The sequence below is a fragment of the Ruminococcus sp. genome (assembly GCF_017650195.1).
Lineage (GTDB): Bacteria > Bacillota > Clostridia > Oscillospirales > Ruminococcaceae > Ruminococcus.
Map to the genome: position 1 here is coordinate 1 of NZ_JAGCFH010000281.1, position 21,357 is coordinate 21,357.

20 protein-coding genes are annotated in these 21,357 nt (G+C 46.4%); 15 read left to right on the forward strand and 5 right to left on the reverse strand.

The window, feature by feature from the left end; all coding sequences use genetic code 11:
* Positions 1–320: 320 nt before the first annotated feature.
* The 5 genes from uvrC to J6U00_RS12685 form a co-directional block, all read right to left on the reverse strand.
* Complete coding sequence (gene uvrC, locus J6U00_RS12665; protein ID WP_296582393.1) at positions 321–2,144, reverse strand: excinuclease ABC subunit UvrC; 1,824 nt, start codon at positions 2,142–2,144, stop codon at positions 321–323.
* 192 nt (positions 2,145–2,336) lie between these two features.
* Positions 2,337–2,876, reverse strand: a complete 540-nt coding sequence (locus J6U00_RS12670) for a DUF5662 family protein (protein WP_296582394.1) — start codon at positions 2,874–2,876, stop codon at positions 2,337–2,339.
* On the reverse strand, positions 2,866–3,921 hold the full coding sequence (locus J6U00_RS12675; protein WP_296582395.1) for a LacI family DNA-binding transcriptional regulator: 1,056 nt from the start codon (positions 3,919–3,921) through the stop codon (positions 2,866–2,868). Before J6U00_RS12675 ends, J6U00_RS12670 begins: the two co-directional genes overlap by 11 nt.
* 576 nt (positions 3,922–4,497) lie before the next feature.
* Positions 4,498–5,589: a tetratricopeptide repeat protein gene (locus tag J6U00_RS12680; protein ID WP_296582397.1), complete on the reverse strand. Its 1,092-nt coding sequence runs from the start codon at positions 5,587–5,589 to the stop codon at positions 4,498–4,500.
* 36 nt (positions 5,590–5,625) lie between these two features.
* Complete coding sequence (locus tag J6U00_RS12685) at positions 5,626–8,193, reverse strand: hypothetical protein (protein WP_296582398.1); 2,568 nt, start codon at positions 8,191–8,193, stop codon at positions 5,626–5,628.
* Positions 8,194–8,744: 551 nt separating this feature from the next.
* Here J6U00_RS12685 and J6U00_RS12690 point away from each other — a divergent pair.
* The 15 genes from J6U00_RS12690 (at position 8,745) to J6U00_RS12760 (ending at position 21,325) form a co-directional block, all read left to right on the forward strand.
* Positions 8,745–9,764: a glycosyltransferase family 2 protein gene (locus J6U00_RS12690; RefSeq protein WP_296582399.1), complete on the forward strand. Its 1,020-nt coding sequence runs from the start codon at positions 8,745–8,747 to the stop codon at positions 9,762–9,764.
* Between the two features lie 21 nt (positions 9,765–9,785).
* Entirely contained in the window at positions 9,786–10,832 is a 1,047-nt protein-coding gene (locus J6U00_RS12695) for a WG repeat-containing protein (RefSeq protein ID WP_296582401.1), read from the forward strand.
* A gap of 161 nt (positions 10,833–10,993) precedes the next feature.
* Entirely contained in the window at positions 10,994–11,494 is a 501-nt protein-coding gene (gene purE, locus J6U00_RS12700) for a 5-(carboxyamino)imidazole ribonucleotide mutase (protein WP_296582402.1), read from the forward strand.
* Positions 11,495–11,530: 36 nt separating this feature from the next.
* Positions 11,531–12,187 carry a DUF4272 domain-containing protein gene (locus J6U00_RS12705; protein WP_296582404.1) on the forward strand — a complete coding sequence of 219 codons (657 nt, stop codon included), beginning with the start codon at positions 11,531–11,533 and terminating at the stop codon, positions 12,185–12,187.
* Positions 12,132–12,839, forward strand: a complete 708-nt coding sequence (locus J6U00_RS12710; protein ID WP_296582406.1) for an HAD hydrolase-like protein — start codon at positions 12,132–12,134, stop codon at positions 12,837–12,839. The genes J6U00_RS12705 and J6U00_RS12710 overlap by 56 nt, the downstream gene beginning before the upstream one ends.
* 149 nt (positions 12,840–12,988) lie before the next feature.
* Positions 12,989–13,708, forward strand: a complete 720-nt coding sequence (purC, locus tag J6U00_RS12715; RefSeq protein ID WP_296570751.1) for a phosphoribosylaminoimidazolesuccinocarboxamide synthase — start codon at positions 12,989–12,991, stop codon at positions 13,706–13,708.
* Positions 13,709–13,711: 3 nt separating this feature from the next.
* Positions 13,712–15,136: an amidophosphoribosyltransferase gene (locus tag J6U00_RS12720; RefSeq protein ID WP_296582407.1), complete on the forward strand. Its 1,425-nt coding sequence runs from the start codon at positions 13,712–13,714 to the stop codon at positions 15,134–15,136.
* A gap of 58 nt (positions 15,137–15,194) precedes the next feature.
* Entirely contained in the window at positions 15,195–16,232 is a 1,038-nt protein-coding gene (gene purM / locus J6U00_RS12725) for a phosphoribosylformylglycinamidine cyclo-ligase (protein ID WP_296582409.1), read from the forward strand.
* A 127-nt stretch (positions 16,233–16,359) separates the two neighbouring features.
* On the forward strand, positions 16,360–17,241 hold the full coding sequence (locus tag J6U00_RS12730) for an expansin EXLX1 family cellulose-binding protein (RefSeq protein ID WP_296582410.1): 882 nt from the start codon (positions 16,360–16,362) through the stop codon (positions 17,239–17,241).
* Between the two features lie 58 nt (positions 17,242–17,299).
* Positions 17,300–17,923 carry a phosphoribosylglycinamide formyltransferase gene (gene purN, locus J6U00_RS12735; RefSeq protein ID WP_296582412.1) on the forward strand — a complete coding sequence of 208 codons (624 nt, stop codon included), beginning with the start codon at positions 17,300–17,302 and terminating at the stop codon, positions 17,921–17,923.
* Positions 17,924–17,927: 4 nt separating this feature from the next.
* The gene (locus J6U00_RS12740; protein WP_296582414.1) at positions 17,928–18,551 is read left to right on the forward strand and encodes a putative ABC transporter permease; all 624 of its coding nucleotides are present in this window, start codon (positions 17,928–17,930) and stop codon (positions 18,549–18,551) included.
* Between the two features lie 15 nt (positions 18,552–18,566).
* Positions 18,567–19,133 (forward strand): putative ABC transporter permease, encoded by a 567-nt coding sequence (locus tag J6U00_RS12745; RefSeq protein WP_296582415.1) that lies wholly within the window; start codon positions 18,567–18,569, stop codon positions 19,131–19,133.
* 31 nt (positions 19,134–19,164) lie between these two features.
* Positions 19,165–19,878: an IMP cyclohydrolase gene (locus J6U00_RS12750; RefSeq protein WP_296582416.1), complete on the forward strand. Its 714-nt coding sequence runs from the start codon at positions 19,165–19,167 to the stop codon at positions 19,876–19,878.
* A gap of 49 nt (positions 19,879–19,927) precedes the next feature.
* A complete protein-coding gene (locus tag J6U00_RS12755) occupies positions 19,928–20,848 on the forward strand; it encodes a hypothetical protein (RefSeq protein WP_296582417.1) in 921 nt (306 codons plus the stop codon).
* Positions 20,849–20,854: 6 nt separating this feature from the next.
* Positions 20,855–21,325, forward strand: a complete 471-nt coding sequence (locus tag J6U00_RS12760) for an HAD family hydrolase (RefSeq protein WP_296582418.1) — start codon at positions 20,855–20,857, stop codon at positions 21,323–21,325.
* Positions 21,326–21,357: the final 32 nt, after the last annotated feature.

Sequence of the window (21,357 nt, forward strand, 5' to 3'; positions counted from 1 at the left end):
AGCGCAATATATGGTATAAACACACAGATACCAAACATTGTTAAACTTCCACAATAATTATATCACACTCACTTTTAAAATGCAACATAAAACACCTTTTTTTTATCTTATTTTTACAGAATTGTGAACTGCGGCAATTTGCTTTATAGTAATTTAGTCATTTTGCACGTTCTTGCACTAAAATGCCTTTCCCTAAAGGTAAAAACCCCATTGAATTCTGTGGACAAGTTTATATTTTTTACCATATTACACCGTTTTCATAAAAGTATTCACGTATACTATTATAATATAGACTTTTTCACCGTATCAAGGAGAATAACTCACATCTCATGTATGACTTTCCATAGCTCGTTTGCAGTTTCCTGACCCACTCCGGCGGCAACCGCAAGCTCCTCTGGAGAAGCTTTTTTCAGATTTGCAATCGTCTTATATCTCATGAACAGCTTGGCAGCCTTCTTTTCACCTATACCACGTACATTTAGGAGCTCCGAGCTGTATGTTTTTTTCTTGTGGCGCGAGTGCATGAAGCTAACGGAAAATCTGTGTACCTCGTCCTGTATCCTCGTAACAAGGTCGAAAACGGCTTTCAAACTGTTAATCTGTATTTCCCTGCCACCCGTTGCAATAGCTCTCGTGCGGTGCTTGTCGTCCTTGACCATACCAAACAGGGGTATATCCAATCCAAGCTCCCGAAGCAGCGGTTCTACAGCGTTAACGTGACCTTTGCCACCATCAAGGAGTATAAGGTCGGGAGTTCGTGTGAAGTACTCATCCCCATCCCCAATTATTATATGCATGAGCCTTCTTTTCAACACCTCCCGCATACTTCCGTAGTCGTTCTGAAGTTCCTGCTCCTTCACGGTAAAGCGCTTGTACGCCTTTTTCAGTGGTCTGCCGTCCTCGAATACCACCATGCCAGCGACCATTGACTCAGAGGAAAGGTTTGATATATCGTATGCTTCGATATATCGCGGTGGCTTTGAAAGACCAAGGCTTTGTCCCAGCTGTTCGAGGGCTAATACCTCTTTACCTGTGCGTGAATTCTTTATTGCAGCATATTCCGCACTGTTATTTTTAGCCAGTCTAAGGAGCTCAAGCTGACGCCCCTTCTGCGGAACATGAAGATTAACCTTTCTCTTTGCTTGAGTCTCCAGCATCTCAACGAGGAGCTCTCTGTCTGAGGGAATATGGTCCACCACGATATTCTTCGGTATATCTGGTTTTTTGTAGTAAAATTGCAACATGAACTGACCAAGTATCTCTTCGTTTCTGTCAGGCAGCGGTATCTCAAAGACAGCTTTGTCAAAAAGCCTGTCCTCACGATACATGAGCACTGAAATATACAGTCCCTCATAAAATTCGGCAATACCTATAACGTCTGCTGACTCCACACCACTGTTAATTATCTTCTGCTTTTCCGAAGCCTTTTTCACCGCAGTGATACGATCCCGGAGCATCGCTGCCTTCTCGAAATCGAGCTCCTCTGCGGCACGTTCCATTTCGGCTTTCATTCTCTCCACGGACTCCGCACTGCCACTCTTTATGAACTCTACAGCCTGATTTACAGCGCTTCGGTAGTCCTCAGCACTTATCCTGCCCCTGCACACTCCCATACACTGCTTGATGTGGTAGTTGAGGCATGGGCGGCTTTTTCCGAAATCCTGAGGAAAACGACGTTTGCAAGTAGGCAGCATGAACACACGGTTCGCTTCATTAACAGCCTCCTTTGTAATAAAACCACTAGTATAGGGGCCAAGATAGGTACCGCTCTGTTTCGTGTTTTTTTCATTGGTTATACGCGGATACTCTTCGTCTGAAATGCGTATATAATGATATCCCTTGTCGTCCTTCAGGAGTATGTTATACTTCGGCTTATGCTGCTTGATGAGGCTGCATTCCAGCAGCAGAGCCTCAAACTCACTGTCGGTAACTATGAAGTCGTAATCGTACACATTAGACACCATAGCTGCAACCTTCGGCGTATGGTCAGGATTTTCGCGAAAGTAGCTGCTGACGCGGTTATGAAGGTTCTTAGCCTTCCCGATGTATATGATAGAACTATCCTTTTTTCGCATTATGTATACTCCGGGAGAAGCTGTCAGCTTTGCAGTTTTTTCACGCAGATACGACAGTCTCGGGTTCATTCCTGTTACTCCTTTCCGGTCGGTTCAATTCCAAAAACAGGGCGCACACCGTGCGCCCATAATATTAATCTTTATGTAAAACAAGTGGGAATATAACTTTTTGTTGTACTAATATAGTCATGCGTTCACAATTGAACATTCCCAGTTTTCCGTTAGAAGGTATAAGCGGTGTGCGAAGCTCTTCAGTATCGGCTAACGGCTCTTTCTAACCTGTCTTCGTATATATCGGAAGGTTTCATCCTCGCCCTTGTCGCGAAGCATAGTAAGCAAAAATTCCAGCTTTTCAGCCGTTGTCTTTTCGATGACTCTCTTAGGCTTTGCCCGAAGGAAGTACTCCAGCGGCATGGAGTTATTATACTTTTCCTTATTGTATATTTTTGACGCTGCAACCCGGTCGCAGAACATCTCAAATATGTATATATCTGGCATTTTAACGGGTTCGAGCATTTTAACGATTGGATCGTAATCTGTCCAGTACTCAAAGTGGTGCTTGTTCCTGCCCTTATGATGCATCCAAGCCTTAGAGTAACCGTCCACCTCGCGTTCACGCTCGTTGGGACTCCTTGTACCCTGATAATATTTAACTCCCGGTATGAACTCAGTGGGTGAAAACTTCGACAAATCGTGAAGAAAGCCCCTTATGGGTATACCGGCTTTGATACAGTGTATAAGCACCTGATGTCTGTGTTGCTGGACCGTTCTCAAATGTCCGAAGAAATTTTTACAAAGCATTCGAACGCTCCTCGCTGTAGCTTCCGCTTATATCGAGAACGCTCTCTTTTTCGATGAGCTTTCCGCTAATAATGCGTCTACCCTCAGAATAACTGGGATCTGCCAGCTTTTTCGCCATAATGCCTACAGATACCTCTGCCATTTTCGAGAGATCCACCTCAACTGTAGTAATTGTCGGTATGCATATACTCGACACTGTATAATTATCATAACCCACGACGCTTATATCCTCAGGAACACGTATGCCCTTGGACTTAAGAGCAGATATGACCCTGAAAGCGGTCTCGTCGCAGTTGCATACAAAAGCCGTAGGCATCTCGTCGGGAAACATAATATCCTCAATAAGCACGCCCTGCTTGGTCCTGTCACCGATGATCCACTCTATACGGAATTCAAAGTCGTTTTCCATGATACATTTCAGATAGCCAAGATATCGGTCGTTTATACTGCTCGTAGCATTAAGTGTACCAATAAAACCTATATTCCTGTGCCCCTTTTCCACAAGGTAATCCGTAAGCATATAGCCTCCGTTGAAATTATCCGAGAGGACAGCGTCCACCTTATACCTGTTATCGTAGAAGTCAACGAAAATAACCGGCATTGTCAGCTTGCTGAGGCACTCTATGTATTTTCTGTGTACCTGTCCAATGACAATAACGCCGTCAACCTTTCCGTCGGTCACCATATTCGGGAGCATTCCGTTCTTTTCGTTTTCCGAGTTGACACACTCGTATACCGTGCAGACGTTTATCTGCGAAAGCTGATTGGATATGCTTGCAGTCAGCTCCCAGTAAAATGTTCCTCTTGCACCCACAAAGCGCTCCGAGGTGAGTATACCCACATTTTTCCCTGTTTTAGGCAGAGCAATGCGTTTCCTTTCGCTCTTGGTATTTGAGGGTTTGTAGCCCATTTTTTCGGCGGTCTCGCAGATCTTTTTTCTCATCTGCTCACTCACGCCGTCCCTACCTGCAAGAGCATTTGATACTGTTACCACGCTCACTCCGAGCTTTGTAGCAATATCAAGCATTTTAACACCGTTTTTCATAATGCCCCCCATTTTTGCTTACGGAATGATCTCCGCATCATTTCTTCCTCTTTTTTTAGTTTAGGCCTGATTAAATAAACCTTAACTATTATACCATGCTTTAAGTGATAAATAAAGTATTTTTGCAAATTTCGGAATATATGTCAATTTTCGTGACCGTTATTTGTGCATATTGCTAAGAGCTGTAAATCAATTCCTTGGAACTCTTCTGCCAGTCTCTTAATTTTTCTGCCATATTCTTGAAATGGTAAGAAACACCTCACCATAGGAGTCCCTCTCGCTGTTATCCTCGGCTGAATACAAGGATGAGACTGGTCATATTTCCCTGATGAAGAGACAGAGCATCCGTATTCTTCCTATTCCTTAAGGGGAAACCTGTGTTTTCTTTTTCTAATAATATCATCTCCTTAAGCTATTGTCTGCCGGAACTCTCATTTTAAACATTAGTATTTGCCAACACAGCCGTACATTCCTTTTAGTGATTAGTTCAAGCTCAGTTAACTTGCTTTACATGATACATAACAAAAAGCCACAGCATTTCCGGCGCAGTTGTCAGAAATGCCATGGCATATAATATTATTCAATTTCGGTATGCTCGTTCACCGTCTGAGTTATCATGGGCTCTTCGCCGATCTCGTCATGTCTCGGAGTCACCATAGGAGCGTCAGGCTCGTAGGTGAGGATTATCTCCTTGACCTTCTCGTCACGGGTGAGGTTATACGTCATTTTAAGCGCTTTAAGAGCGTTTGGTATATCCTTGTCCATGAGATAATTGGCGGAAAGCTGAGCAGCTACTGAAACAACATCCTGATCCGGTCCAAATTCAAAGTTATACTTCTTCATGACCTCTATCATGTCATTTCTTGAAGGCTGCTTAATGGGCTTGCCCTTTCGCTGAACGAGGTCCCTCATTTCATGAGGAATAGCAGGGTGGGGAGCAAAAAACACACTTGCTGCAAGGAACACAAACGCATCGTCATACTCGCCCATATCAGTAAGCGCATAGCCTGCGTTTGCGTAGCATCTTGCGATAGCCACCGGCGACGAAGCAACCTTAAGAGTCTCTCTTGTAGTTTCGAGAGTCATTCTCTTGTTTTTCAGTAGCTTGTATACCTCCGCAAGCTCAAACCTCGGACCGCAGTCCAGAGGATTATACTCCATAGCCTTCTCCAACACGGGTATAGCGTCAAGAGGCGAACCCGTCTCAACAAGAAGATATCCATAAGTAGTAATGAATGTACCGAAATCAAAGGGAGTACGGTTTAGCACCTTGTCAGACTTGTATCTAAGCTGATACAGATTATCCTCGAAGGGATTCCTCAGAGATACGAACTTTGAGGTCTCAGTGTCCTTATAGTCAAGGATTATTTTCTTGTAAAGGCGTTCCGCAAGAGACTTTGCCTCGGTAATATTCTTTTCTCTGATGAGTTCCATGATCCTTTCATGCATCTCATCGAGGCGCATTCCATCGATATGAGTAAGTCTGTCTATTTCTGCCTTCTGATCCTCAGGCATCAGTTCGATAAGGAGCTGCGTTGCAGCATCCACGCCCTCGAGATTTTTCTCACTTGCAAAGCGTTCAGCCTCGGCACGGAGAAACCTGTTGTTATCCTCAGCGGAGTCTGTGAGCTTTGCCCTCAGCTCCTCAAGGATCTTGTTTTTTGCCATTATATTTCCTCATTTCGTAGGGGGTCCCGGTTATTCTCAGAAGCCTCTCTTGGACATTTCCTTTCTGAACTTAGCGTCGATCTTGTCCTGCTTCTTCTTGTTTTTCAGTTCAGCCTTTGTCATATAGCGTGCGTCCATCTGCTGCTGCATAGGTCTTGAAGGCTGATTTCCACCAAATGATTTTCTTGCAGGGGTCTTGTACTCATCAAATACCGGTACATTCTGCTGTGCCTGCTGCGCAGCCATCTGTCTTCTCTTTGCGGAATCGTCGCCCATTGTGGAGAGAACGTCCTCAACAGAAGTAAGAACGGGGCTGTTAGCCTTAAGGCCCTGTGTCTCGATGAGGTTCTTGTCAGCGTACTCTCTCGAGCTCGCGATAGCGTTGATGAAAGCCTGTGAAGTAGACTTACTGTGAGGATTTACTGCGATCTTGGAGATATTTGCAGTAGGTGTGCCTGTTGTCTGTACGGGCTTCCTCGGAACCACCGACTTTACGGGAGCCTGCTGCTGTGCAGGAGCCGATGCAGCCCTCTGAGCCTGTGCCGCAGTCTGCTGTGCAGGAGCTGCTGCTTGTTTGGGCTGTGCGTTAAGCGGGATGAATACAGGCTTGCCGTTCTGATCGTAACCTGCAAGACGCATCTGAACGTACTTATATACAGGCTGGTTATTGGCGTCGTATCCAGCGAACTGGGGTACCTTAACGATCTGCGGCTGCTGAGCCTGCTGGTTCTGCTCTGTCTCTGCACCTGCGTTTGGTGCTGTATTATTGTAATCGCTCATATATAAATCATACTCCTCTTCTGCCTTTACCGGCTGATTAAATGTTGCCTCGGATATATCATCAAACACGACTGCCCCGTCATCTCTCGCCTTAGAGAAACTGTCGAGGGCCTGTGCTGATATGTCTGGAACCTCGGGAATATCGTCAAGCTCGGGAACTGAATTGTCCTCCACTGCCGGAAGGGTATCAAATTCAGGAGCAGTAATGTCCTCTACCGTCGGTACTCCCTCAAGAGCTGCTGCCGCAAGACTCTCAGCTGAGGGGATTGCTTCGAATTCAGGAGCAACGATATCGTCTACCTTCGGAGCGCCGTTGAGAGCTGCTGCTGCAAGACTCTCAGCCGAAGGAAGCTCATCTGCTGCTGGAGCAGCTATATCCTCTACAAGAGGAGTCTCTCCTGGTACGTGCTGGAGCACGTTAGCAGCCATATCCCCGTAGATCGGTGTGGAAACGTCTCCCAAATAACCTGTATTCTCAGCGGCGTACTGCGGCATATTCCCTGCTGCCGCCATATTGCCGTAATTGGAAGCACTCATGTCTGGTACTGCAAGCTCTGCCATTTCGTCTGGCTGAATGAAGTTGGAAGGAGCTATATCGCTTCCGGGAGCTGTATTCTCAAATCCGAAGAGCTGATCCGCAACATAGTCCCACTCCGTACCCTGTGTAAGAGGTTGCTCCGGAACCGGCTCATATCCGTAAACCGGTGTTATTGGACCCTCTATAGGATTACCGTTGGCGTCATACAGAGTTTGAGTGCCGTCATAGATGTTCGGTTCACCGTATATTGCTTCATCATAGACTGGCTCATCGAATGCCGGCTGATTTAACGCCTGATCATCATAAACAGGTTCCTCAAATACAGGCTGCTCGAAGGCAGGCTGCGGGAAATTGTTTTCTGGCTGATGCTCCGGGGTTATTGAGAACAGGTTCATTATGTCCTCGTCAGAATGTGTGATCTCGGGTGCCGAATGCTGCTGATATGCATCGTCGTAGCCGCCCATATCAGTATAATCGCCTGCATTATCATAGCCGCCCATATCTTCGTAGTTCTGGGGCTGACCGTAATTCTGGGGCTGGCCGTATCCCTGAGACTGGCCGAAATTCTGCGGCTGGTTGTAGAACTGAGCCGGCTGCTCAGCAGGATTTTGTGGATTTGGTATAGCAAACTGTGCGAGGAAATCGTCCTGGGGAACTGCTGCATGCTGCATCGGAGCGGCATGTTCTTCGCCGGGCTTCTGTATCGCGAACTGTGCAAGAAAATCATCCTCTGCGGGAGCCGGATTGTTATTCTCATGCGGATTAATCGCAAACTGGGCAAGATTGTTGCCGGCAGGCGCGCCCGGACCCGGGAAACCGTTCTGTGGAGTTTCTGCCTGAGGCTGATACTTGAACTGATCAAGCTCATTCCTCTGAGCTTCCTCCTCAGCGGCTCTGCGCTGCTCCTCGGCAGCTTTCCTAAGTTCTTCCTGAGCCCTTCTTCTTGCCATTTCCTCTTTCTGCTTGGCATTAGGATCTCTTGTAATCCTTGCCGTAGTATTTCCGAGTGGAACTATTCCCACATCGTTCATACCCATTTTTTCGCGTTTTTTCTCTTCCTTGAGAAGGAGCGAAATTTCCTTTCTGTCAGCTTTTATAAGCTTCTTCGCGAGATTCGCCTTACATTTTTCACAAGTTATCTCCTTAAGATCTGTCATAAGGGACGTTCTGTGAAAGCGAGTCACGTTTTCAGGCTTCATCAGGTTGATACCGCAGCCTGTTTTCTTCTCGTTCTCGGTCCCGTGAACCACTTTGTCGAACGAGGATGTTACCAGAATAATATCCATATTTCTTCTCTCCCCACCACTGCGAAACTGCAGTATCCGCTTTACGGCAGCGGGCAGCCGATTTCCCAGCTCGCAAATCGCACTCCAAAAATTGTTGCAGACAACGGTAAAGAGGACCGTGCCGCAGAGCTTTTAATGCGAATATCTATACAAGTATATTATACATGATATTTCAAAAAAAATCAACACTTTCTTAAGAAATGAACGCAAAAATTATACCGTTTTTAAAATTTTCGGTGATAATAACAAATCGTTATTGATTTTTTTGTCAATTTTTCCTGTCAATATCTCAACTTAATTAGGTAAAAAATAATACGTTTTTTGCGTGAAATCAGATTTTCAGCCTGTTTCCTCTCATCTGATGTTCCACATTATTCTATCAGATGTATCAAAATCGCGTCATTGAACAGTCATTATTTTACTTATGTGTAAAAAATTATTAAAAACTCATTTTTCTATTGCATTATCATTGATTTTGTTGTATTATTAATAGTGTATTGGCAGGCACCGGAAGATGTCTGCCGCCAGCTTCTTTCAAAGGAGGAAAAAACGTGAAACTCGTTTCAGTAGTTGTTCCGTGTTACAACGAGCAGGAAGTTCTTCCCATGTTCTATGAGGAGATAACCAAAGTGTCGGCACAGATGTCAAAGGACTTCCCAGAGCTTGAATTTGAGTACCTGTTCATCAACGACGGTTCAAAAGATACTACTCTCGACCTTCTCCGCGGTCTTGCAGACAGAGACAAGAGAGTGAGATACATTTCGTTTTCAAGGAATTTCGGCAAGGAATCCGGTATGTACGCCGGTCTTAAGAACGCCAAGGGCGACTTCGTAGTGGTAATGGACGCTGATCTTCAGCATCCCCCTTCATTCCTTCCGAAGATGTACAGCTATGTAAGGAACGGCGAATACGACTGTGCTACCACGCGCCGTGTCAGCCGCAAGGGCGAATCAAAGGTGCGTTCGTGGTTTGCAAGGCTGTTCTATAGGATAATGAACAAGATATCCCAGACGGAGATCGTTGACGGAGCTCAGGATTTCCGCTTCATGACAAGACAGATGGTGGATGCCATTCTTGATATGTCTGAGTACAACCGCTTCTCGAAAGGCATATTCAGCTGGGTGGGCTTCAATACAAAGTATATCGAATACGAGAATGTAGAGCGTCCTGCAGGTACGTCCTCATGGTCTTTCTGGGGACTTTTCAAGTACTCCCTCGAAGGCATAATGGCATTCTCCACTGCTCCTCTCGCCATAGCATCACTGCTGGGAATGATAACCTGCTTAATAGCCTTTGTGCTCATAGTCATAACGATAATCAGGTCAGCTTTCGGCTGGCTCAACGCTCCCGACGGATATCCCACGATGCTCTGTCTGATCTTCCTGTTCAGCGGACTCCAGCTCTTCTGCGTAGGTATCCTAGGTCAGTACCTTTCCAAGACATACCTTGAGACGAAGAACCGTCCAATTTACATAACCAAGGAAACAGAGGAGCTTTACCGCAGTCGGAAGTCTGCGGCTCAGAACGGCGCCGCTCAGGAGAACGGCTCCGCAGCAGACGAGAAGAAATGACTGTAAGGAGGTGCGGAGACCATGAATAAGCACGTAAGACTCTTGGCTTCCGTATTGTTCATAGTCATCATCGTCCTCGCAGCCGCGATAACGCGGTTCAATTCCGATTCCGCGAAGAGCTCCGTCAGCAGTGACGAACAGCCTGCCGTGGAAAGGATAATAGACACTAGCTCTGACGGAATCCGCATATTCAAGGACAGCAGTGGTCTCACCGGCATAATTGACAGCAGCGACAGGGTAATAGTCTACCCGGAGTGGAACGATATCCGTTTCACCCAGAGCAGTATGTGCATAGCAGAAAAGCGCATCAAGAGTAAGCTGCTTTACGGCTGCATAGACTACGAGGGAAATATCACTGTTCCCTTCGTCTATTCGTCGATTGAGCCCGTAAAGTTTCCAACCCGCACCCTGTACTTTGCAAAGTCAGCCGACAACGGTAGCTATGCGGTATACGACCAGAATTTCAGTCCCTGCTTCGCAGAAACGTGGAGGAGCTTCAAAACGTCGGGCGACAATCTCACTCTGAGTACAGAGAATGGCTCCTACCTCTATGCCGTGAAGGACGACGGATTGATATTCAGAGAAGCCACTGTGGACGGCTTTGTAATGCAGAAAAAGTTTCCTTACAGTTTCGAGGTGAAAAAGGAAAAATACCTTGCCAAGCTCACACCCCAGATACTCGAAACTATATCAAGGGATATCAAAAAATACGTGGAATTCGCATTTTCCGGAGGGACAGAGTTTCCGGAGCTCTCAGAATCATCGCAGATAGAGACTCTTTTCCCTAACGAGACCGGACTGTCATGCAGTCTGAAAAAGCTCTCGGATATCCTCGTTACTCATGTATCATCAGACGGCGATACCATAAAGGCAGAGGTGTCGCTTACAGTCGAAACCGACTTGAATTACACCGCCAGCGGCAGACCTATGCAACTACACGAAAAATGCAGAGCAGATCTCGCGTTTTCAGGAAGCTCTTCGGCGGATTTCCAGATAGTATCTGTAAAATTCTCAAACGAAAAGCCAAATTACCCCAAAGCCGAGCCTGAGGGCGAACAGGAAGAATAGTGATGTGATAAGCAAGTTCTCATTCATCACTGCCGTGTTGCTTGTAGTATCGTCAGACTGAGAAAAAACTTTCCTCCCGGTGAACAAAATACGGGAGCTGAATTATTATAAGCGAGATAGCCGGTTTCAAGTTCACTAAAGAATAAAAAGGAGAAAACATCATGGCAAAAAAAGTTGCAGTTATCATGGGAAGCGACAGTGACTTCCCTGTTGTTAAATCAGCTCTCACAGAGCTCAAAAAGTACGATGTTGAGTTCGAGTGCCGGGTAATGAGCGCACACAGAACTCCAGCAGAAGCCTGCGAATTCGCTTCAAAGGCAAGGGAAAACGGCTTCGGAGCTATTATATGCGCCGCCGGTATGGCTGCTCACCTTGCGGGAGTAGTTGCAGGACATACCACCCTGCCTGTTATCGGAATACCAATGAAATCAAAGGCTCTTGAGGGAGTTGACGCTCTCCTCGCAACGGTTATGATGCCTCCCGGAGTTCCGGTAGCCACAGTAGGCATAGACGGTGCAAAGAATGCAGCTGTGCTCGCTGTACAGATGCTCGCTATAGCCGATGAAGAGCTTGCCGCAAAGCTAGCAGCTGAGAAGCAGGCTATGGCTGATGGTGTTATCGCCAAAGACAAAGCTCTTCAGGAGCAGATTAGTGCACTCTAACAACAATCCCATTCCCCGTGATAAGGAGGTACTATCATGGCGCCAGCTGAAAGAAAGGCAAACTCTGAAAAAATCATAGCCGCAAAGGGTATAGGCATAAATCCTGGCCTTCCGCACACCGAGCCTGCTTCACAGATAAAGCTTAGAAGCCTCGACGAGGTATGCAGACGTGCCATAGCAGCCCTGCTCTCAACGCAGGTAGGTTTCGGAAGGAGCGAGCAGAACGACGAGGACGTAAACTATTTTGTCGGTCTCATGGACTACTTCGGCGTAAAGGACTGCCTCAACGCCAAGGAAAGGCGCCTTGTTGACGGCTCCTATACCCAGCAGGATGTTATTGACGTTGTATGGGAGTACGAGTCCTACTGGACGCTGGTATGGGCTCTCGGACTTGTTGACGATATAACCGACGCTGAAAACATCTGTGACTGCCCTCAGGCTGTCCGCTTTGTTTCACAGAGTGGTAGCTATGAGGAATTCAGGGAGAAATGCAGTCTTAGGAGCGCTGACGAGATAATGGATATGCTGGATCTCTACTACCGTTATCACTGGGCAGTAGTACAGCATGAGAGTATAGACACAAAATGCCCGATAGGCGGTCTCAATACCGACGCCGTTTCTGAGCGCAGACGCGGTCTTGAATGGCTTGTCTGCGATACTGCCGACTGGAATGATATCTCCCTTGATACGTGATATGACGGGATATACTACCCTGCTCTTTGATCTGGACGGAACTCTTACAGACTCCACCGAAGGCATAATCAAATGTCTCGTGAATGCCATAACGCAAATGGGCTTTGCAGTTCCCGAGGACAGCAATAAATTTCTCGGACCTCCAATACGGCAGTCCTTTGCCGAGTTCTGCGGCATGAACGAAGAACAGGTAAACCAAGCTGTAAAAATATTCCGCGAAAGATATTCTACCGTGGGACTTTTTGAAAACCGTGTCTACGAAGGTGTATCAGAAATGCTAGACAGACTGAAAAAGGGCGGCAAAAGGCTCATGGTCGCCACCAGCAAACCGCAGGTGTACGCGATACGTATATTTGACAGGTTTGGGTTATCGCAGTTCTTTGAATTCGTAGGAGGCGCAGAGCTTGACGGCTCCCGGGATTACAAGGACGAGGTCATAGAATACGTCCTTGCACAGAGAGGCATCACCGACAGGAGCAAGGTACTAATGATAGGCGACCGCAGACAGGACGTCTTCGGCGCACATAAAACAGGTATAAAATGCATGGGCATTCTCTGGGGCTTCGGCTCAATAGAGGAGCTCAAGGAAGCAGGCGCCGATTTCATCGCAGAAACGCCTGACGAAGCGGCTGATATGCTGCTTGGTCAATAATTCGTAACCGCAGTATTACTTCTAAGTATATTTCGCGTTAGCGATACAATAATTACGAATTGCGGATTTGAAATAAAGCCTACAATCTCCGCGATGATGCGGAATTGCATATATATTCATTCAAACAATTCTCAAGGAGGAATTTTAAAATGTCAAACATTGAAAAGAAGGAACAGCTCTATGAGGGCAAGGCTAAGAAAGTCTTTGCCACAAATGATCCTAACCTCGTTATTGTTGATTACAAGGATGACGCTACAGCGTTCAACGGCGAGAAGAAGGGCACTATCACAGGTAAGGGCGTCATCAATAACAAGATGACCAATTATATGTTCAAGATGCTCGAAAAGGAAGGCGTTCCCACTCATCTTGTAGAGGAGATCAGCGACCGCGAAACTATCGTCAAGAAGGTCTCGATCGTTCCCCTTGAGGTCATCATAAGAAACGTTGCTGCTGGCAGCTTCTCAAAGAGAATGGGCGTTGAAGAAGGAAAGAAGCTTCTCTGCCCAATCCTTGAATTCAGCTACAAGAATGACGATCTCGGCGATCCATTCATAAACGACTACTACGCACTGGCTCTCGGTATCGCAACAAAGGAGGATATCGACACTATATCGAAGTACGCCTTCAAGGTAAATGAGTTCATGGTAAAGTTCTTCAAGGGACTCAACATTGACCTCATTGACTTCAAAATAGAGTTCGGTAAGACTGCTGATGGCACTATTATTCTCGCTGACGAAATTTCTCCCGACACCTGCCGCTTTTGGGATTCTACCACTCATGAGAAACTGGACAAGGATCGCTTCCGCAGAGATATGGGAGGCGTTGAAGAAGCATATCAGGAAATCATGAAGAGACTTATGGGAGAATAAGCTATGGGCGGTTTTTTCGGAGCAGCTTCCAAAAATGACTGCGTTACCGACGTATTTTTCGGAACTGATTATCATTCACACCTCGGCACAAGACGTGGAGGTATGACCTCATGGTCGGAGGAACACGGATTTCAGAGAAATATCCACAGTATCGAAAATTCGCCCTTCCGTACCAAATTTGAAGACGATGTTGTGACTATGCGTGGAAAGATCTGTATCGGCTGTATCAGCGATACAGATCCCCAGCCTATACTCGTCCGCTCAAAGCTCGGTATATATGCTGTATGTTCTGTGGGTATAATCCGCAACGCCGATACTCTTGTAAACGAGCTCCTTGAAAATGGCTGCGCCAACTTCGAGGCAATGAGCAGCGGAAATATCAACTCAGGCGACCTTATCGGTGCTCTCATCGCACAGAAGGATTCCTTCGTGGATGGCATACGCTACGCCCAGGGAAAGATAGAAGGCACCATGTCTCTTATCGTGCTTACACAGAAGAGCATAATCGCCGCAAGAGATCAGTACGGCCGACTTCCTATAATCATCGGCAAAAGGAGCGACGGCTTCTGCCTTTCGACAGAGTCATTCGCCTTCCAAAAGTTGGGCTACACTACTTACAAGGAGCTCCTCCCCGGAGAGATAGTTGAACTCACAGCTGACGAATGTAAGACTATCGCAGAGGGCGACGCATCTAAGATGAAGATATGTACCTTCCTGTGGACCTACTACGGTTATCCAAACGCCGTATATGAGAGCGTCAACGTAGAGGTAATGCGTACCCGCAACGGAGAGATAATGGCTGAGAACGACATCAAGAACGGCAGACTTCCCGACGTTGACTATATATGCGGAGTCCCTGATTCCGGAACTCCCCACGCTATAGGCTATGCTAATAAGAGCGGTATACCCTTTGCAAGACCTTTCATCAAGTATACTCCCACATGGCCTAGAAGTTTCATGCCCACAAACCAGAGCATGAGAAATCAGGTAGCTAAAATGAAGCTCATACCCGTACATGAGCTTATCAGCGGCAAGAAGCTCCTCTTTGTCGATGACAGTATTGTAAGAGGAACACAGATGAGAGAAACAGTTGAATTTCTCTATGAGCACGGCGCAAAAGAAGTACACATGCGCTCTGCCTGTCCTCCTATCATGTACGGCTGCAAGTACCTCAACTTCTCACGCAGCACATCAGAAATGGAGCTCATCGCCCGTCAGATAATCGACGAGTTTGAAGGTCCCGTAGGAGTAAGACATATAGAAGAGTACAGCAACTCCGATACAGAGAGAGGGCGCAGGCTTAGGGACGAGATTTGCAAGAGGCTTCGTCTCACCTCACTAGAATTCCAGACCCTTGAGGGTACCGAAAAGGCAGTAGGACTCAACTCCTGCGGTCTCTGCACATATTGCTGGAACGGTAAAGAATAAACTTATAATCTGTCTCCCTGCCTGCGGCAGGGAGACAGGCAACTATGGAGGTAAACCAATGAACAACAGTTTTTCCGAAAGCTACAAGAAGGCAGGCGTTGACGTTACCGCCGGCTACAAGTCAGTTGAGCTGATGAAGGAACATATCGCCCGTACCATGATAAAGGGCACTCTCTCAGGTATCGGCGGCTTCGGCGGTCTCTTCGAGCTCGATATGACAGGTATCAGCAAGCCTGTGCTCGTTTCGGGTACCGATGGCGTAGGAACCAAGATAAAGCTCGCCTTCATCCTGGACAAGCATGACACTGTCGGTATCGACTGCGTTGCCATGTGCGTGAACGATATTATATGCTGCGGCGCAAAACCACAGTTTTTCCTTGATTATATCGCCTGCGGCAAGAACTATCCCGAGAAGATAGCAACTATCGTATCTGGTGTTGCGGAGGGCTGCGTTCAGGCTGAGTGCGCTCTCATAGGCGGTGAGACTGCTGAACACCCCGGTCTCATGCCCGAGGACGAATACGACCTTGCAGGATTCTCAGTAGGCGTTGTAGACAAGGACAAGATACTCCAGCCTGACACACAGAAGGCTGGCGATGTACTCATCGCAATCAAGTCCAGCGGCGTTCACTCAAACGGCTTCTCACTGGTAAGAAGAGTATTCGACATAAGCGAGCAGAACCTCAATATGCACTTCAGTGACCTCGGAACAACTCTCGGCGAATGTCTGCTCACTCCCACACGAATCTATGTAAAGGCTGTAAAGAGCCTGCTTGATGCCGTAAAAGTAAAGTCCATATCTCATATCACAGGCGGCGGCTTCTACGAGAACATCCCCCGCGCGCTCCCGAAGAATCTTGCAGCTAAAATTGACAGGAACACGGTACAGGTGCTCCCGATATTCGAGCTTATCCGTAGAACTGGAGATATCCCCGAGAGAGATATGTTCAACACCTTCAATATGGGCGTAGGCATGGTAGTTTCAGTTGATAAAAATGACGCTGACAAGGCAATCTCAGCTATCAAGGCTGCCGGCGAGGACGCTTATGTGCTCGGCGAGCTTGTCGAATCAGAGGAAGGCGTTATAATTTGCTGATACAGCAGACAACGTGATAATACATCATAGCAGCAGCCGTGTAAATTATCCGAATACAACGCCTTTATGTTATAAGTTCAAAAGGGATATGTGGTTTGGAACAATTTTATCAAAGACGGTGATGTTTATGAAAATACGTAAATTCTTAATTGCCGGGACCGCCTGCGCGATCCTTGCAGCAAACCCGGTATACACCGGTGCAGCAGTAAATATTGACATGGATTATAACTCCGACGGAATTGTGGACTGCTTCGATATGATCTCAGCACGAAAGAATACGGAAATATCAAGGGCTGAGATAAACGCCCTGCAAAAGTTCCTGCTCGGCGTCAACGGCAAGACGCCCACAGAGTTCGAAATACCTGACTTTCCTATCGACGAGAGCTGTATCCTCGAACCCAAGGGCACGATACATACCGGCGAGGGCACCTTCTACGGCGGCGGATATACAGGCGGTCATGCTATGCTTGATCCTGTATCACACGACTACTGGATAGTTGCCATGAACCATTATGACTACAACGAGGCACAGCTGGCAGGCGCTTACCTTGAGGTGACAGGCGAGCTTGGCACTATAAAAATGCTGGTAACGGATGAGCTCCCCGAGGGCAAAAAAGGCGACCTCGACCTCTACACCGATGCATTTCCGCTGATAGCTCCCGTGGAGAAAGGCAGAGTTCCCGTAAGCTGGAAAATAATCCCGCTCGATACTGCCGAAAATGCCCCCATATCCTTCAAATACAAAGAGGGCAGCACGGAGTTCTGGTGTGGAGTACAGGTAAGAAACCACCGCTATCCAATAACAAAACTTGAATATCTTAATGAAGACGGCGTGTTCGTCGAGATACCACGCCGTCCCTACAATTATTTTGAGTCACGGGATATGGGCAAGGGTCCATTTACCTTCCGCATAACCGATATCTACGGTCAGGTGGTCATAGACGAGGATATTCCTCTTTCCTACGACGATACGGAAATAATACAGGGACACGTACAGTTCCCGGAGTAAATAGTCTATGGAGCTGCACGCACCGCTCCCTTGACACAGCAAACAGGAGGTATACATAATGAAGAATATAGTCGTGCTCGTATCGGGCGGCGGCACAAACCTTCAGGCGCTTATCGACGCCGAAAAGTCAGGCATCATAAAAAACGGCAGGATAACCTGCGTAATCTCCTCAAAGGAGGGCGTATACGCTCTTGAACGCGCTAAAAGCAACGGTATTCCCACAAGGGTCATACCCCGAAAGGAGTACTCATCCAGCGTAAACTACAGTGAGGCAATACTTGAAGCTCTCAATGAAGAAAAGGCTGACCTTGTAGTGCTGGCTGGCTTTATGACGATCCTTGACCAGTGCGTGACAAAGGCTTACGCCTATAAGATAATCAACGTCCACCCAGCGCTAATACCTTCCTTCTGCGGAGAAGGCTTCTATGGACTCAAAGTCCACGAAGCAGTGCTTTCTTACGGAGTAAAGGTCAGCGGCGCAACGATACATTTTGTAAACGAAAAGGCCGATGCAGGCGCTATAATACTTCAAGGCACTGTCGATGTGAAAAGGGATGACACTCCTGAAATACTCCAGCGCCGCATAATGGAAAATGTCGAGTGGAAGCTGCTTCCCGAAGCTGTTTCACTGTACTGTCAGGACAGGATAGATATAATCGACGGAAAGGCTTACGTGAAATAATATCATGGAAAAGCTGAAGGGATTATTTGAAAAACAGGTGATTCAGAAGCTCTTTCTCTGCTTCTGGATGTATGCCATACTGGGCTGGTGCTACGAGGTCTTCCTCGAGGTAGTGGTCTATAAATGGGGGTTTCACAACAGGGGCAATATGTTCGGTCCCTACTGTCCCATATACGGCGTTGGAGCACTTCTGTTCCTGCTGTGCTTAGGCCGTCTCATGAAGAAAAAGGATGTGAAATGGCTGAATATAGTTAAACCGGTGCTTATCTTCCTCGGCTGTATGGCGATCGCCACCCTCGTGGAGCTGATAGCTACCTACATACTCGAAGCAACAACAGGCTCATGGCCATGGCAGACATACGCGCGGTACAAATACAACTTTCAAGCTCGTATCGCTCTAAGTACATCCTTACGCTTCGGACTTGGCGGCTGGGTGTTCATGTATATAGTACAGCCATTCTTCGACCGACTTCTTGCAAAGCCGAAACGCAGAACTCTCAATATCATTACGCTAACCGTGCTGGCTATAGTTCTCACGGACTTTATATTCACCAAGGCTACAGGCTACACGCCGAAATTGGCAGAAGCCGTTGTATTCATTCACCACATTACGGTTATAGACTGCTAAGAGAGACATAATATCATGAAAAAGATAAAGGAATTATTGGAAAAACAAACTGTTCAGAAGCTCTTTCTCTGTTTCTGGATGTATGCCATACTGGGCTGGTGCTACGAGGTCTTCCTCGAGGTAGTAGTCTATAAATGGGGTTTCACAAATCTTGGGATAATGTTCGGACCCTACTGTCCGATATACGCTGTAGGAGCACTCCTGTTCCTGCTGTTTTTCTCAAAGTTTATGAAAAAGGAAGGCGGACTTCTCTTACAGATATCCCGTCCATTTATAATATTCTTCGGCTCTATGGCTGTCGCAACAGCTGTGGAACTCACAGGCACATATATCCTTGAATATTTCACAGGCTCATGGCCGTGGAATACCTACGCAGACTATGATATAAACTTTCAGGCAAGGATAGCGCTCTCGCCTTCTCTGAGGTTCGGCATGGGCGGAATACTTTTCATGTACTTCATTCAGCCATTCTACAACTGGCTTCTTGCCAAGCCGAAACCCAAAACTCTCAACATCATCACACTTGCAGTGCTGGTGATAGTTGTAACAGACTTCATACTCACACTTATCTTAAGATACTGATATAATCAATTACCCGAAAGGAGTTATTATTATGAGAAAGCTCGATCTTGCAAAGGAACTCAGCACAAACGCTTATCCCGGAAGAGGTATCGTCATCGGTAAATCAGACTGCGGAAAGTACGCTGTAACTGCCTATTTCATCATGGGCAGGAGCGAGAACAGCCGCAACCGCGTATTCATCGAGGACGGAAAGGGCATACGCACAGAGGCGTTTGATCCCTCAAAGCTCACCGATCCACACCTTATAATCTACGCTCCAGTAAGAGTTCTCGGGAACAAACTCATCGTTACAAACGGCGACCAGACAGACACCATCTACGAGCTCATGGACAAGCAGTACACCTTCGAGCAGTCTCTCCGCACAAGAGAGTTCGAGGACGATGCTCCAAACTATACTCCCCGTATCTCAGGCATACTCCGTTTCGGCGGCGATGGCTTCAACTACGCTATGTCAATACTGAAAAGCGCAAACGGTGATCCCTCTTCATGTCAGAGATTCACCTTCAGCTATAATAACCCCATTGCAGGCGAGGGCCACTTTATCCACACATATATGGGAGACGGTTCTCCACTGCCGAGCTTTGAGGGCGAACCCAAGCTCGTAGGTATAAGCGGTAATATTGATGAGTTTACGGACATGCTCTGGAACAACCTCAACGCAGATAACAAGGTTTCCCTCTTTGTACGCTACGTGAACCTAGATTCCAATACTGAGGAGACACGTATCGTAAACAAGAACAAGTAATCCTCAGCAAATGAAAACATTCAGTATTCTGCTTATGCTGCTTTGTCTAATGACAGCAACCGGTTGCGGAGACACAAGCAGTGAAATAAGCCAAGACGAATACATAACAGCTGATACCGCCTTGGAGGGAACTGCCTCAGAGAATTGCCCTCAGGAAACAACGGCGAAATCAGAGCTTTCCGCCGAGATACCTGCTGAAGCAGTGACAAAAAAAACGGAAGTAACAACTGTTAACGACGAAATAAGTTCAATAACCGTTTGTTATCTCAACAATCATGCCGACGTTCTGCTCAAAATAAAAGTTAACCCTGAAACAAGTGAGGAAACGATAGATTCAAGGATCGAGTACCTTTATGACGAAAACGGGAGTATGTCTTATGAAAAAATCAATTCCCGTATTCTGGGAGAAAGCGAGAATTATTACAAGTATAACGAAAACGGCGACAATATAAGAGTTGAAGGTAAGGAAAACGAAAAAACAAGCTTTGAACTTGATATGATATATGACAGCAATCATCATCAATACGCCGCACACGAAATCATATATGACCCTGAAACCGATTACAATGAAATACTGAGCGATAACAAAACAGATTATTCGGACTGCGAGTTTGACGATAACGGTAATATTACTTTCATTCGTTACAGCAACCAGAAGTATTCCTCTGTCTCAATGACATATACTGAAGAAAACTATCCCCTTTCTTCAATAAGTTGTTATTCGGATTACGGGAAGGAAGAAGGAGCCGACTACGCTTTGATACAGAACGCAAAATACAACGATAACGGCGACTTAATGTCCTTAGATATCATTCTTATGCCTGACCCCGATACCGAAAGGATAGTACGTACTAAGGAGCTAAGATACGATGAAGAGGGACGTATGATATATATTGAGGATAATTACATATCAAAAAACAAGCTCACCGTGACGGAATATGAGTACGAAGACCTTAAACAGGCTGATTGATGTATTATGAAAATATCCTTCGACCTTGATGAAACACTTTTTGTGAATCCAACGGAAGTCCCCATTGAGCCTGAGCTGAAATTCCCGTATAACAAGATATACAAGGACAAGCTCAGAAAGGGCACTGCGGAACTCCTAAAAGAGATTAATTCTTCCGATACCGAACTGTGGATATATACCACATCCAACAGGAGCGAAAGGTATATCCGCGGTATATTCAGGCATTACGGCGTAAGGATTGACAGCATAGTCAACGCCATCCGCCATGAAAAGGAAGTTGCAAAAGGAAGAGCAAATTTCCCATCAAAATATCCTGCTGCTTACCGGATAGATCTTCATGTAGACGATGAAAAGTCTGTTTATGAAAACGGTATCGCCAACGGTTTCAGAGTTTATCGTATAAGCAACGATGATACCGAATGGGCTGACAATATCCGCAAGGAGCTTGCTAGGATAAAAAGGAACAAAGCTGACTGAACCTTAAAACAGGCTGAATAATTATGCATTAA